Below are 13,833 nucleotides of genomic sequence, written 5' to 3'. Positions count from 1 at the left end.
AACAGCTGCCGGAAGAGCAGGATTAACGCTTAGCCATACTGCTGCTGATGCGCTTTTTTACGTCGCAGATAGTCTTCATCTGCACGAAGTTTGTCCCAGTAGCCTTTGAAAACAGCCGCCGCCGCGGCTTTTTCCTCGTTGACACCGCGCGGCAGCTCCTTGCCATCCGCATCATATTTGCGTCCGCCCTTGTGGTTGCTGTAACGGCGCGCACGGGTATACCCCATCTGAATAAATTTGCGCGCCATATCCATGCCGACAAAATCATCTTTGCGCCGATACTCCTCAAACAGCGCCATGATTTTCTCAGCCGACTCTTCAGCAATGGGAACGGTACGAAAACGCCAGTGTGGCAGTATTTCGCCTTTATAAGGCTCGACCATCAGCACGCCCTGCTCACCACGCCCGACCTGATAAAGCTCGGGGTGCTGGCGGAAGTCGATAGTGCTGAAGTCCTGATCATAATCGAAAGGTTTCATCTCTTTAGTTTAGGATCAAGTGCGTCGCGCAGCCCGTCTCCGAGTAAATTAAATGCCAGAACGGTGAGGAAGATGGCCAGGCTGGGGAAAATTGCCACGTGAGGCGCGATAACCATGTCGGCCCGCGCCTCATTCAGCATCGCCCCCCACTCCGGCGTAGGCGGTTGTGCGCCCAGCCCCAGAAACGACAGGCTGGCCGCGGTAATGATTGAGGTACCGACCCGCATGGTGAAATAGACCACAATCGGCGATACCGTGCCGGGCAGGATATGCCGCATCAGGATAGTCCAGTCAGAAGCGCCGATACTGCGTGCCGACTCAATATAGGTCTGATGCTTCAGCACCAGCGTATTGCCGCGAACCAGCCGGGCAAAAGCCGGGATACTGAAGATAGCGACCGCCACAATCACATTACTCATGCCGCTGCCCATAATCGCCACCACCGCAATCGCCAGCAGAATGCCGGGAAAGGCAAACAGCACATCGCAGATACGCATGGTGATGCGGTCCCACCAGCCTTCGTAATAGCCGGCTAACAGACCAAAGAATGTACCGATCAGCGCGCCGATCACTACCGAAAAGAAGCCCGCAATCAGGGAAATCCGCGTGCCGACCAGCACCCGACTGAAAATGTCACGCCCCAGCGAATCGACGCCAAACAGATGCATCAGCGAGGGGCCGTCATTGAGCCGGTCATAATCGAAGTAGTTCTCTGCGTCGAACGGCGCAATCCATGGGGCGATAACCGCCAGCACAATCAGTACCAGCACAAACAGCCCGGCCAGCAGCGCCACCGGCTGTCCTCTGAAACGCCGCCAGAATTCACGCCACGGCGTTCGCACCCGATTCTCCGCAATCAGCGGCATCGTTTTCAGTGCCGCTTCGCGTCGCCAGTTTTTCATCGCGACTCCTTAAAGCGAATAGCGGGATTAATCACCGCATAGAGCATGTCGACAAACAGGTTGATCAGAATAAACTCCAGTGAAAACAGCAAAACTTCCGCCTGAATAACCGGGTAGTCGCGCATCGCCACGGAATCGACCAGCAGTCGCCCCAGGCCCGGCCAGTTAAACACCACCTCGACCACGATCGATCCGCCCAGCAGGAAACCAAACTGCAGCCCCATCATCGTCACCACCGGGATCATGGCGTTGCGCAGGCCATGCTTGACCACCACCAGCGACTCGCGCACCCCTTTGGCCCGGGCGGTCCGCATATAATCTTCCTGCATCACCTCCACGAACGAGGCACGGGTAAAGCGCGCCATCACCGCCGCCACCGCCGCACCCAGGGTGATGGAGGGCAGAATGTAATGTTTCCAGCTCTCTGCACCGACGGTTGGCAGCCATCCCAGCTCCACCGAGAAGACCTGCATCAGCAGCATGCCCAGTGCAAAGGCGGGAAACGAAATGCCCGACACCGCCAGCGTCATCCCCAGTCGATCGGGCCAGCGATTGCGCCAGACAGCGGAAACGATGCCGATTGCCATGCCAAAAATCACTGCCCAGATCATGCTGACCAGCGTCAGCCACAAAGTTGGCATAAAGCGTGAGGCGATCTCCTCCGCGACCGGCCGCTTCGAGACCATCGACTGGCCGAAATCGCCCTGCAGCGCATTCAGCATAAAGTGCCAGAACTGCTGCGGCAGCGGCAGGTCGAGTCCCAGCTCCTGACGCACCAGCGCCACCACCGAGGCATCGGCTTCCGGCCCGGCGATCAGACGCGCCGGGTCGCCCGGCAGCAGGTGAACAAACAGGAACACCAGCACCGCCACAATCAGCAGCGTGGGGATCAGCCCAAAGAGTCGTTTGAGAAAATAGTTAAACATGCAACATCCTGCAGCTGCGGCCAGCCTCGCGGGCTGGCCTGCTCCGTTACTTCAGAGTTGCCTCATCGAAATTGAATGAGGTATCGGGCATCACATAAAAACCGCTGAGGTTTTTGCTGTTGGCAGAAACCAGCTGCTCAACCACCAGTGGGATCCACGGATGATCCTGCCAGATGGTATCCTGCGCATCTTTGTAGAGACGCGCTTTCTCGGCACGATCGGTGGTTTTCAGCGCATCTGCCAGATCTTTATCGACCTTAGGATTGCTGTAAAACGCGGTATTGAAGATCGCCGGTGGCCAGGCCGTAGTAGCAAACAGTGGCGTCAGTGCCCAGTCCGCTTCGCCGGTTGAGGCGGACCAGCCGGTGTAGAACATGCGCACGCCGCTCTCTTTCTGGCCCTTGCCTTCTACTTCAGCGGCACGCTGACCCGCATCCATCGCCGTAACTTTAACTTTCACGCCAACCTGCGCCAGCTGCTGCTGGGTGAACTGCAACACTTTCTGCGCGGTGCTGTGGTTGTGTGACGACCAGAGCGTGGTTTCAAACCCGTTCGGGTAACCCGCCTCTTTCAGCAGGGCTTTCGCTTTGGCCGGATCGTAGCTGATGGCCGGATAGGTCTGAGCGAAGTCGATGGTGGGCGGCACGATGCCGGTAGCAGGCGTGGCGTAACCGGAGAACGCCACTTTCGCCAGCGCCTGACGGTTGATGGCATATTCCAGCGCTTCACGCACCTTCGGATTATCGAACGGCTTCTGAGTGACGTTAAGGCTGATGTAACGCTGCATAATCGATGGCGTGGTTACCACAGCAAGCTTGCTGTTCTTCTCCAGCAGTTTTGCCTGCTCATAGGGCACCGGGAAAGCAAAGTTCGCTTCGCCGGTCTGCAGCATCGCCGCGCGGGTGTTGTTATCCACCACCGGTCGCCAGGTAATGCTGTCCAGCTTCGGATAGCCCGGCTTCCAGTAGCCGTCCCACTTTTTCACCTTCACAAAATCGGTCTGGTTCCAGGTTTCGAACACAAACGGGCCGGTTCCTACCGGATGGAAACCGATCTCTTTGCCATATTTTTTCAGCGCGGTGGGTGAAATCATCGCCGCCGCCGGATGGGCCAGAATGTTGATAAAGGCGGAGAACGGCTCTTTCAGCGTTACTTTTACCGTAGTTGGATCCACCACTTCGGTGCTGGCGATATGTTTAAACAGGTTGTAGCGCTTGAGATGGTTATCCGGATTGCTGGCGCGATCGAGGTTGACCTTTACCGCTTCCGCATTGAAGTCAGTGCCATCCTGGAATTTAACTCCGGAACGCAGCTTAATGGTGTAGGTCAGGCCGTCGGCGCTGGCCTGATAGCTCTCAGCCAGCACGTTGGTGAGCTTCATCTCTTTATCAAAGCTAAACAGGCCCTGATAGAAGGATTTCGCGACCGCCTGCGACAGCGTGTCGTTGGCGTCATAGGGATCGAGAGTGGTGAAGTTGGACGCGACGGCAATCACCGCATCCTGTGCTGCCCAGGCGGGCAATGCCATTGCGCTGCTTAACACGCCAGCCGCCAGTAACCCTTTACGCATCGTAATCTGCATCTTGTTCTCCTGTAATCCCTGTCGGGTTGGTCGCCGGGGCGACATCGTCACTGTTCAGGTCGCACTGATAACGTGGCGGGCGACGAAATGGCCCGGAGCCACCTCCATCAGCGGCGCCACTTCAGGTTCATCCCCTAACGCATGAATCGGGCTGGGGATCTCATCGACCAGTAAGGCTCGTTCGCGACGCCGGTGAGCCGGATCGGCTACCGGCACCGCTGCCATGAGTTTTCGGGTGTAAGGGTGCTGAGGCTGCTCAAACACCGCCTGACGCGGCCCCATCTCGACAATCTGACCGAGATACATCACCGCCACGCGATGGCTGATACGCTCCACCACCGCCATATCGTGAGAAATAAACAGGAAGGCGATGCCAAACTCGCGCTGCAGGTCGAGCATCAGATTAATAATCTGCGCCTGAATTGACACATCCAGCGCCGAGACGGACTCATCAGCGATCACCACTTTGGGATTCAGCGCCAGCGCGCGGGCTATACAGATGCGCTGACGCTGGCCGCCGGAAAACTCATGGGGATAGCGCTGAGCATGTTCCGGTAGCAGACCCACTTTATCCAGCAGCCAGGCGACGCGCTGCTCCGCCTCGCGACGCGGCATCGCCTTGTGGACCAGCAGCGGCTCCATAATGGAGAAGCCAACCGTCAGCCGGGGATCCAGCGAGGCGTAGGGATCCTGGAAGATAAACTGAATGTCGCGTCGCAGATGGGCCAGCGCGGCACCCGACAAATGGTCTATCCGCTGTCCGTCAAACGTCAGGGTGCCACCCTGACTGGCCACCAGCTTCAGCAGCGATCGCCCGGTGGTCGATTTACCACACCCAGACTCGCCCACCAGCGCCAGCGTCTCACCGGCATAGAGATCAAAACTGACTTTTTCGACGGCATGCACCCGGCTTTTGACGCGGTTCAGCAGGCCGCCGCGAATATCAAAGCGGGTGACCAGATCGCGCACCTGCAAAATGGGTGGCTGCAGGCGGCGAACCGTATCCTGCGGTACGTCATCAACGGCATCGCTGTGCAGCAACGGAAATTTGGCCGGCAGGGGCTGGCCCTGCATCGAACCGAGCTTTGGCACCGCCGCCAGCAGTGCCTGGGTATAGGGCTGCTGCGGTGCGCTGAACAGCCTGGCTACCGGGGCATTTTCTACTACTTCGCCGCGATACATCACCTGAACCCGATCGGCCATTTCGGCGACCACGCCCATATCGTGAGTGATAAAAATCACCCCCATCTGCATCTCTTTTTGCAGCACGCGGATGAGTTGCAGAATCTGCGCCTGAATGGTGACGTCGAGCGCGGTGGTCGGCTCATCGGCAATCAGCAGGGCCGGTTTGCAGCAGAGCGCCATGGCGATCATCACGCGCTGGCGCATCCCGCCCGACAGCTGATGCGGGAAGCGGGATAATACATTTTGCGCATCCGGGATTCGTACCAGATCCAGCATCCGGCGCGCTTCGGCCAGCGCGCCAGCGTGGCTCAGACCCTGATGCAGACGGATGGATTCCGCGATCTGCTCGCCCACGGAGAAGACCGGATTCAGCGAGCTCATCGGCTCCTGAAAGATCATCGCCATATCCGCACCGCGCACCCGCCGCATCTGACCTTTTGAGGCGCGCATCAGATCCAGCACGTCGCCGTTGCGACGCCGCAACAGCACCTCGCCGCTGACCCTCCCGCCAGCCTGCTCAATCAGCCGCATCAGCGCCAGCGAGGTCACTGATTTCCCTGAGCCTGACTCCCCCACCAGCGCCAGCGTTTCGCCGCGAAACAGATCGAGTGACAAATGACGCACCGCGTCAGTGACGGTGGTTTCGTGCTGAAAACGCACATTGAGATCGCGCACCGCCAGGACCTGCTCAGGGGCCAGCGGCGGTAACGTTTGCCTGTCGCTCATCTCTGCTCCTTAACTTTCGCGATAGATAGCGACGTCTGCCACTTCGCCAACCCGCGCCACACCGCGATACATCCCTTCGCTGTTGAAAGGCAGCGCTACGTTGCCTGCGCGGTCGACGGCAATCAGCCCCCCGCTGCCGCCCAGCTCCAGCACACTGTCATGAATAACATTAACCGTGGCCTGCTGCAGTGAGCGCCCGGCGTAGCGCATCTGCGCTGCCACATCGTAGGCCGCCAGCGTCCGCATAAAGACTTCACCGGTGCCGGTACAGGAGACCGCCACGCTGTCGTTGCTGGCGTAGCAGCCTGCGCCCGGCAGCGGCGAGTCGCCGACCCGCCCGGCCTGCTTGTTGGTCATACCGCCCGTTGACGTGGCGGCCGCGAGGTTGCCCTCAAGATCCAGCGCGACGGCCCCCACCGTACCAAACTTACGGTCCGGGTCGAGCGGGTCATCGCTGTGCGCGGCTCCATCATGGTCCAGCACTGCCGTATCGCTGTTCAGCGCGCGCTGCAACTGCTCCCAGCGTTCCGGGGTCGAGAAGTAATCAGGCGTGACCGTTTCCAGCCCGTGCGCTTTAGCAAACTGCTCTGCGCCCTCGCCGATAAACAGGACATGCTCGCTATGTTCCAGCACGGCACGTGCCGCCAGCACCGGATTCCGTACCCGCGTTACGCCCGCGACCGCCCCTGCACCCAGGGTGCGGCCATCCATGATGCAGGCATCGAGTTCATGTGTGCCCTGATGGGTGAAGACCGCACCTTTACCGGCGTTAAACAGCGGGCACTCTTCCAGCAGCCGCACCGCTTCGGTCACCGCATCGAGTGCGCTGCCGCCCTGAGCCAGTATCTGCTGGCCCTGAGTGACAATATCGTGTAGCGCCTGACGATAGAGTTGCTCTTTTTCGGCGCTCATTGCTGAGCGCGTAATGGCACCGGCGCCTCCATGAATGGCGATCACTGCATTGACCATAACGATCTACCCTGTGGTTGCATCAGGACGAAAAACACTGATTTAAAATGGTTTTCACCCATTTTTGGTGATTTTTGACTATAGAAAGCCTGCTAAGTGTTGTAAAGCGGAAACTGTTCCTGTGGTTATAACCTTTTCTTACCGCCATATTTCACTTTGGCCACAACAACAGGCAAGTCAGGCCGACACCGATGTGACTCAGCGGCTAATTCCCACCATAATAGGCAGCATCTGAGATAACCAGGCTGGAATATCCATGGAAAGTTTTACTGCAGGCTTGATCTCCCTTGAGGAGGCACAACAAAAAATGCTGTCACAGCTGACGCCCGTCACCGACTCTCTTAGCGTGCCGCTGGCCGAAGCGGTCGGGCGTATCACCGCCAAAGCGGTGACCTCACCGATTGCCGTGCCGCCATTTGATAACTCTGCGATGGATGGCTACGCCGTCAGGCTGGCAGACGCCAGCAGCGGTCAGCCGCTGCCAGTGGCGGGTAAAGCCTTTGCCGGCGCACCGTTTAACGGTGAGTGGCCGCAGGGCAGCGTGATTCGCATCATGACCGGTGCGCCGGTGCCCGCAGGCTGTGAAGCAGTAGTGATGCAGGAGCAGACCGAAACACAGGGTGATGCGATTATGATCACCGCGCCGGTCCGTCCCGGACAGAACATTCGTCTCATCGGCGATGACATTCAGCCAGGCACCGTGGTGCTGGAAGCGGGAGCGCGTCTGGGCGCGGCGGAGCTGCCACTGCTCGCCTCACTGGGTATCGCACAGGTCAGCGTGCTGCGAAAACTGCGGGTCGCTATCTTCTCCACCGGTGATGAACTCCAGCCGGTAGGCGAGCCGCTGGCCGAAGGCCAGATCTACGACACCAATCGCTTTGCGGTATCGCTGATGCTGCATAAGCTGGGTTGCGAAGTCATCGACCTTGGCATCATCAAAGATGACCCGGCCGCACTGCGTGCTGCTTTCACCGAGGCCGATCGGCAGGCGGATGTCGTGATTACTACCGGCGGCGTCTCGGTGGGCGAAGCGGACTTCACCAAAACGATGCTGGAAGAGCTTGGCGCCATCAGCTTCTGGAAGCTGGCGATCAAGCCTGGCAAACCATTTGCCTTTGGCCGCCTCAACAGCAGCTGGTTCTGCGGCCTGCCTGGTAATCCGGTCTCCGCCGCCGTGACCTTTTATCAGCTCGTTCAGCCGCTGCTTGCCACCCTCACCGGCCAGCAAAAATCAGCATTGCCGCCACGTCAGAAAGTGCGCTGCGCCTCGCGGCTTAAAAAGTCACCAGGCCGGCTCGATTTCCAGCGCGGCATCCTGCGACAGAACGCACAGGGTGAACTGGAGGTGGAAACCACCGGGATGCAGGGTTCACACGTCTTCAGCTCCTTCGCCCAGGCAAACTGTTTTATTGTGCTGGAACGGGATCGCGGCAATGTTGAACCGGGCGAATGGGTCGAGGTGGAACCGTTCAACGCCCTGCTGGAGGCGTAAATGCTGCCTGAATTAAGCGATGAGGAGATGCTGCGCTACAACCGGCAGATTGTATTGCGCGGCTTTGATTTCGACGGTCAGGAGCGGCTGAAAGCGAGTCATGCGCTGGTCGTGGGGCTGGGCGGACTCGGCTGCGCCGCTGCGCCCTATCTGGCGGCTGCCGGTGTCGGCAGCCTGACGCTGCTCGACTTCGATACCGTATCGCACTCCAACCTGCAACGGCAGATCCTGCATCATGATGCTGATATTGGTCATGCCAAAGTGGACTCCGCCGCACAAAGCCTGGCCGCCATCAATCCGCACTGCCAGCTGCATCCTGTTAATGGACAGCTGGACGATGCAGCGCTGCTGGCGCTGATCGCCCGGCAGCAGGTGGTGCTGGACTGCACCGACAACGTTGCGGTGCGTGAGCAGCTTAACCAGCTCTGCCGTCAGCAGCGGGTGCCACTGGTCTCCGGCGCCGCGATTCGGATGGAAGGTCAGATCAGTGTATTCAACTGGCAGCCCGGCACACCCTGCTATCGTTGCATCAGCCGCCTGTTTGGGGAACAAACCCTGAGTTGCGTGGAAGCGGGCGTCATGGCTCCGCTGGTTGGCGTGATTGGTGCGATGCAGGCGATGGAAGCGATTAAAGTGCTGACGGCATTTGGCACGCCCGCCACCAGCCGGTTGCTGATGTACGATGCGATGAGCGCGGAGTTCCGCAGCATGAAGGTGGCGCAGGATGCGCATTGTGAAGTGTGTGGAGACGGGGCTTAACGTCAGCGGGTATACGTTCACTGACAGCTCAAAACTTAAAGCGAAGGGAGCATACGCCTGTAGCAAAGCATCGCGGGCCACGGATGGCCCGCGCTGAGCCGCCATGGATGGCGCTTTTGCGTCTTTGCGAAAGGCGTATGCTCCCTGAAGCCCGTGCTCAATCAACAGACCCAACAGCATCAAAAATAACAAAACCAATCATCAGCACAAAAAAAACGGGGTGACCTGCGCCACCCCCGTTTCAATCAGACGATACCCTGACTCCGCAGGTAATCTTCGTAATTACCGGTGAAGTCCACCACGCGATCTGCTTTCAGCTCTATCACGCGGGTTGCCAGCGAGCTGACAAATTCACGGTCGTGTGAAACAAACACCAGCGTGCCTTCATACATCTCCAGCGCCATATTGAGCGATTCAATCGACTCCATATCAAGGTGGTTGGTCGGCTCATCCATAATCAGAATGTTCGGTTTTTCCATCATCAGCTTACCGAACAGCATACGACCCTTCTCTCCACCGGAAAGCACTTTGGCCGGCTTCTTAATATCATCCTGCGAAAACAGCAGGCGACCCAGAATACCGCGAATGGTCTGCTCATCATCGCCAGGCTGTTTCCACTGACTCATCCAGTCAAATACCGTCAGGTCATTGGCAAAATCATCGGCGTGATCCTGAGCGTAATAACCAATACGCGCATTCTCTGACCATTTAACGCTGCCGTTATCTGGCGTCAGCTGACCCACCAGCGATTTTAACAGTGTTGATTTACCGATACCGTTGGCACCGATCACCGCCAGCTTCTCACCCACTTCCAGCAGCAGATTTAAATTCTTAAACAGCGGACCGTTATCAAATCCTTTGGTCAAACCTTCCACTTCCAGCGCATTACGGAACAACTTCTTGTCCTGCTCAAAGCGGATAAACGGGTTCTGGCGGCTGGAGGCTTTCACTTCATCCAGTTTAATTTTATCCATCTGCTTAGCGCGTGATGTCGCCTGACGCGATTTAGAGGCGTTGGCGCTAAAACGACTGACGAACGATTGTAAGTCAGCAATCTGCGCTTTTTTCTTGGCGTTATCGGATAACAGACGTTCACGCGCCTGGGTCGCCGCGGTCATATATTCGTCATAATTACCGGAATAAACCCGCAGCTCGCCATAATCCAAATCAGCCATGTGCGTACAGACCATATTAAGGAAGTGACGGTCATGCGAAATGATAATCATGGTGCTGTCACGCTCGTTCAGCACCTGCTCCAGCCAGCGAATAGTATCGATGTCCAGGTTGTTCGTCGGTTCATCGAGTAACAGAATATCAGGATTAGAAAACAGCGCCTGCGCCAGCAGCACACGTAATTTAAAGCCCGGCGCAATTTCGCTCATCGGGCCATAATGCTGCTCAACCGGAATGCCGACGCCGAGTAATAACTCACCGGCACGAGACTCCGCGCTATAGCCGTCCATCTCACCGTAAAGTGCCTCAAGATCGCCGACTTTATACCCCTCTTCTTCGCTCATTTCTGGCAAAGAATAAATACGGTCGCGCTCCTGCTTCACTTCCCATAACTCATGGTGACCCATGATAACGGTGTCCAGCACGCTAAATTGTTCAAAGGCGAACTGATCCTGACGCAACTTACCGATGCGCTCGTTGGGATCGTAAGAAACATTGCCGCCTGAAGGCACCAGATCGCCACCCAAAATCTTCATGAAGGTGGATTTTCCGCTGCCGTTCGCACCGATTAAACCGTAACGATTACCGCCGCCAAATTTAACGGAGATATTTTCGAACAGTGGCTTGCTGCCAAACTGCATGGTGATATTGCTGCTAACTAACACGGCATTGACCTTTGTGAAGAGAATGGATGAAAAAACGGCGGCTATTATGCCAGATGTGACGCAGCGCACGCCAGCGTCAGCCGTGGATTCCTTGCGGGGTGATTGATATCCCGGCAGAAATAAAAAAGCCGGAAGGCCATAATGGCCCCCCGGCTCCCACTTACAAGGATTGTGTCGATCAATCGATCAGGAAACTGTCCAGGCTTTTACCGGAATCCAGCGCTTTTTTAATCGCTGCCGGGGTACGGCCCTGGCCAGTCCAGGATTTCTGCTCACCATTTTCGTCGGTGTAAGAATATTTAGCCGGACGCGGCGCACGCTTGGTACGTTTTTTCCCGCTTTCCAGTGCACCTAATAATTCATTAGGATCGATACCGTCAGCCAGCAGCATTTCGCGATATTTAGAAAGCTTTTCTTCTTTTTCGCGATTCTGCGTCTCTTCCGCTTCTGCTTCTTCACGGCGCTCAGTAACAACAACCGTTAATTTTTCCAGGATCTCTTCAAGATCGGTCAGTGGCAGTTCACGAGCCTGGGCACGTAATGTGCGAATATTGTTCAGTACCTTAAATGCGTCACTCATCACAATGTCCTTGATTAAGGGGGGTTAATAAAACTGTAGCGCCAAGACTACCTAATTCAAATAAAAAAATAAATTATTTTTACGCTACAGATAATTCCTAAGTATTAATTCGGCCGAAACAGAGCTATTAAAATCGGGCGTGCCTGACCTTTTATTAACGCTGAATTAACAACAAATGGCACTTTTACTCAGGAGTTGAAAACGATTTCAGGCAGATTATCCCGGCAGAAGGCAGTTAACGCTATCAACTAAATGCGGGCCATGCAGCCTCATTATTTACGCTTACGGGCCGGAGATAACAGATTAAAAATGTGCCTGCCCGTGACCCCAGTCACACCAGCTTACAGATTATGCTTAAAAAGCCACCCCCGGCACCGTTAAATAGCGCAAAAGAATTAACGCTCTGGTGGCTTTTTTAATTATGCACTTTGCCACCTGTTAACCATTTTTGCCGCTGCGATTTATAGCAGAGTCGGATTATTCGCAGATCGCTTAGCTGCGCAATAACAGTTCCGCCCGGCTCAGGCTGACTGAATAGCCTCACGCGCCCTCACTCGTTCAGTCGAAAGTTGCCTTAAAAAAACGCCAAAGAAATAAACTGAGAAAGGTGACAGAGCTCAAAAACCTGAATCCGGAAAGTGCCTGCAACATAAAATTAATCGCTCGCCGGAGGCGCTGATAATAACCCTGCGATTACCACTGTTTTATTTTCTGCTGGCTGCGCCCGTTCCAGTGATGCTGAGAAGCTCTCTTTATCAACGGGTTAGATCATGATGAACAGCATGGAGAGACAGGCAGCATCGGTTTAACGCTGCCGGAGGAGAGATAAAGCGGTAACTGCGCAGAGGCAGCTACCGCCGGATGACTAATTCGCCTGCGTGGCCGGGCCAAATACCGGATATTGCGGCATATCCACGTTCTGGTAAGTCTCCCAGCCGCCGCCCAGTGCTTTATAGAGCGCCACTAAATCGAGTGCACTCTGCATCCGCGCCTGTGTCGCCTGCTCCTCTGCCTGAGCCAGCTGACGCTGCGCATCCAGCACCTCCAGGAAGGTCGAGAGCCCCTGGCGATAACTGTCGCTGGCGAGATCAAACGCGCGCTGAAGCGCACCGGTTGTCTCATCCAGCGCGGTGACCCGCTGCTGATCGGCGCGATAGCTGACCAGCGCATTCTCCACATCCTGCAACGCCGTCAGCACCGTCTGGCGATAATCCAGCGCGGCACTGGCCTGCTGTGCCCGCGCTAACTTCACGCTCGACACCAGCTGTCCGCCCTGGAAAATCGGAATCGATAACGACGGGCCATAACTGTAGAAATGGCTGCTCCAGTTATCCAGATAGCTGACATCGGTGTTGCGCACGCCCAGCTGGCCGGTCAGTGACAGGCTCGGGAAAAGCTGCGCGACAGAAACCCCAATCTCAGCGGTTTGTGCATGCAGCGTCGCTTCAGCCTGACGAATATCAGGACGACGACGTGCCAGCGTAGAAGGAATGCCTACCGGGACAAACTGTGGCAGCGGGGGTAACGCTTTTGGCGTACTGAGTTCAGCATCCAGCGCACCCGGCGTCTTGCCGAGCAGCACCGCTAACCCATTCATCGCCTGCCGTGCCTGCGACTGATACTGCGGCAGCTGCGCCTGCAGCGTGCTGAGCTGGGCACGCGCATTTTCCACATCGGTCAGCGGGGCCAGGCCATTACGCTGCTGGCTTTGGGTCAGCTCGGTCGTCTGCTGCGCCACCTCAATCTGCTGTTGCAGCGTCTGAATCGTGCTCTGCGCGCCGCGCAGTTGCAGCCAGGCACGCGCCACTTCGGCCTCCAGTGAGACCAGCGCATCGTTGCGCTGTTCTATCGCTGCCTGCTGCTGGGCATTAGCTGCCTCAACCTGACGGCGCACTTTGCCCCACAGGTCCAGCTCCCAGCTGGCATCGAAGCTGCCCTGATAGAGGTTAACCGGCTGGGTCAATCCATTGAGCTGGCTGGCCACGTTGCTGTCGAGCTGATCGGTTGCGCCATTGGATTTAAGCAAGCCTTCCAGCCCGAGCTGCTGACGCGTCACTTTGGCTGAACCGCCCAGGGTGGGGAACAGACTGCCCTGCGCCTGCGTCAGCTGTTCACGTGCCCCGGCAATGCGCAGCACCGTCTGCTGCAGGCTCAGATTGCCCGCAATCGCGCGCTCAATCAGACTGTCGAGCTGCGGATCATTGAAGCTGCGCCACCAGCGTGAATTAATCGCGGCGTTTTGTGGCTTAGACGCCTCCTGCGAATCCAGGGTGTTGTAGCCACCCGGCACGGCAGGTTTCGGCGCCTGATAGTCAGGTCCGACGGCGCAGCCCGCCAGCCCGAGGGCCAGCAGTAAACTCAGGGGTTTCAGGCGATGAGAATAAAAAACCTTCAT

11 protein-coding genes are annotated in these 13,833 nt (G+C 56.9%); 2 read left to right on the top strand and 9 right to left on the bottom strand.

Going from position 1 to position 13,833, the window contains the following annotated elements; genetic code table 11:
• Positions 1-29: 29 nt before the first annotated feature.
• The 6 genes from AC6I8B_RS06270 to AC6I8B_RS06245 are packed head-to-tail and all read right to left on the bottom strand — an operon-like array spanning position 30 to position 6,769.
• Positions 30-479, bottom strand: a complete 450-nt coding sequence (locus AC6I8B_RS06270) for a DUF4385 domain-containing protein (protein ID WP_010254385.1) — start codon at positions 477-479, stop codon at positions 30-32.
• On the bottom strand, positions 476-1,381 hold the full coding sequence (gene gsiD, locus AC6I8B_RS06265; protein WP_010254377.1) for a glutathione ABC transporter permease GsiD: 906 nt from the start codon (positions 1,379-1,381) through the stop codon (positions 476-478). The genes AC6I8B_RS06270 and gsiD overlap by 4 nt, the downstream gene beginning before the upstream one ends.
• Positions 1,378-2,307, bottom strand: a complete 930-nt coding sequence (gene gsiC / locus AC6I8B_RS06260) for a glutathione ABC transporter permease GsiC (protein WP_010254376.1) — start codon at positions 2,305-2,307, stop codon at positions 1,378-1,380. Before gsiC ends, gsiD begins: the two co-directional genes overlap by 4 nt.
• Before the next feature lie 46 nt (positions 2,308-2,353).
• Positions 2,354-3,889: a glutathione ABC transporter substrate-binding protein GsiB gene (gene gsiB / locus AC6I8B_RS06255; protein WP_157351777.1), complete on the bottom strand. Its 1,536-nt coding sequence runs from the start codon at positions 3,887-3,889 to the stop codon at positions 2,354-2,356.
• 54 nt (positions 3,890-3,943) lie between these two features.
• Entirely contained in the window at positions 3,944-5,800 is a 1,857-nt protein-coding gene (locus AC6I8B_RS06250) for a dipeptide ABC transporter ATP-binding protein (protein WP_497817615.1), read from the bottom strand.
• Positions 5,801-5,809: 9 nt separating this feature from the next.
• Entirely contained in the window at positions 5,810-6,769 is a 960-nt protein-coding gene (locus AC6I8B_RS06245) for an isoaspartyl peptidase/L-asparaginase family protein (protein ID WP_033771238.1), read from the bottom strand.
• Positions 6,770-7,025: 256 nt separating this feature from the next.
• On the opposite strand from AC6I8B_RS06245, the gene moeA reads away from it, so the two are divergent.
• Positions 7,026-8,261 carry a molybdopterin molybdotransferase MoeA gene (gene moeA / locus AC6I8B_RS06240; RefSeq protein WP_157351775.1) on the top strand — a complete coding sequence of 412 codons (1,236 nt, stop codon included), beginning with the start codon at positions 7,026-7,028 and terminating at the stop codon, positions 8,259-8,261.
• Positions 8,262-9,020, top strand: coding sequence for a molybdopterin-synthase adenylyltransferase MoeB (gene moeB / locus AC6I8B_RS06235; RefSeq protein WP_157351773.1), 759 nt, complete (start codon positions 8,262-8,264; stop codon positions 9,018-9,020).
• A 245-nt stretch (positions 9,021-9,265) separates the two neighbouring features.
• Here the strand turns inward: moeB and AC6I8B_RS06230 are convergent, their stop codons facing one another.
• The 3 genes from AC6I8B_RS06230 to AC6I8B_RS06220 all read right to left on the bottom strand — a co-directional run bounded on the left by AC6I8B_RS06230 (position 9,266) and on the right by AC6I8B_RS06220 (position 13,833).
• Positions 9,266-10,858, bottom strand: a complete 1,593-nt coding sequence (locus tag AC6I8B_RS06230) for an ABC-F family ATPase (RefSeq protein ID WP_010254366.1) — start codon at positions 10,856-10,858, stop codon at positions 9,266-9,268.
• 178 nt (positions 10,859-11,036) lie between these two features.
• Entirely contained in the window at positions 11,037-11,438 is a 402-nt protein-coding gene (locus tag AC6I8B_RS06225) for an H-NS family histone-like protein (RefSeq protein ID WP_003850507.1), read from the bottom strand.
• 865 nt (positions 11,439-12,303) lie between these two features.
• Positions 12,304-13,833 (bottom strand): efflux transporter outer membrane subunit, encoded by a 1,530-nt coding sequence (locus tag AC6I8B_RS06220; protein WP_010254363.1) that lies wholly within the window; start codon positions 13,831-13,833, stop codon positions 12,304-12,306.

It is taken from the genome of Pantoea sp. X-Soil-ISGK-285, assembly GCF_059730815.1.
The sequence above is the reverse complement of the archived record's forward strand: the minus strand, read 5'-3'. Positions and strand labels throughout refer to the sequence as shown.

Coding starts and splice junctions, on each gene's coding strand:
- moeB (WP_157351773.1), top strand. CDS start 8,262: ATGCTGCCTGAATTAAGCGATGAGGAGATGCTGCGCTACAACCGGCAG.
- AC6I8B_RS06245 (WP_033771238.1), bottom strand. CDS start 6,769: ATGGTCAATGCAGTGATCGCCATTCATGGAGGCGCCGGTGCCATTACG.
- moeA (WP_157351775.1), top strand. CDS start 7,026: ATGGAAAGTTTTACTGCAGGCTTGATCTCCCTTGAGGAGGCACAACAA.
- AC6I8B_RS06250 (WP_497817615.1), bottom strand. CDS start 5,800: ATGAGCGACAGGCAAACGTTACCGCCGCTGGCCCCTGAGCAGGTCCTG.
- AC6I8B_RS06270 (WP_010254385.1), bottom strand. CDS start 479: ATGAAACCTTTCGATTATGATCAGGACTTCAGCACTATCGACTTCCGC.
- AC6I8B_RS06220 (WP_010254363.1), bottom strand. CDS start 13,833: ATGAAGGTTTTTTATTCTCATCGCCTGAAACCCCTGAGTTTACTGCTG.
- AC6I8B_RS06225 (WP_003850507.1), bottom strand. CDS start 11,438: ATGAGTGACGCATTTAAGGTACTGAACAATATTCGCACATTACGTGCC.
- gsiC (WP_010254376.1), bottom strand. CDS start 2,307: ATGTTTAACTATTTTCTCAAACGACTCTTTGGGCTGATCCCCACGCTG.
- gsiB (WP_157351777.1), bottom strand. CDS start 3,889: ATGCAGATTACGATGCGTAAAGGGTTACTGGCGGCTGGCGTGTTAAGC.
- gsiD (WP_010254377.1), bottom strand. CDS start 1,381: ATGAAAAACTGGCGACGCGAAGCGGCACTGAAAACGATGCCGCTGATT.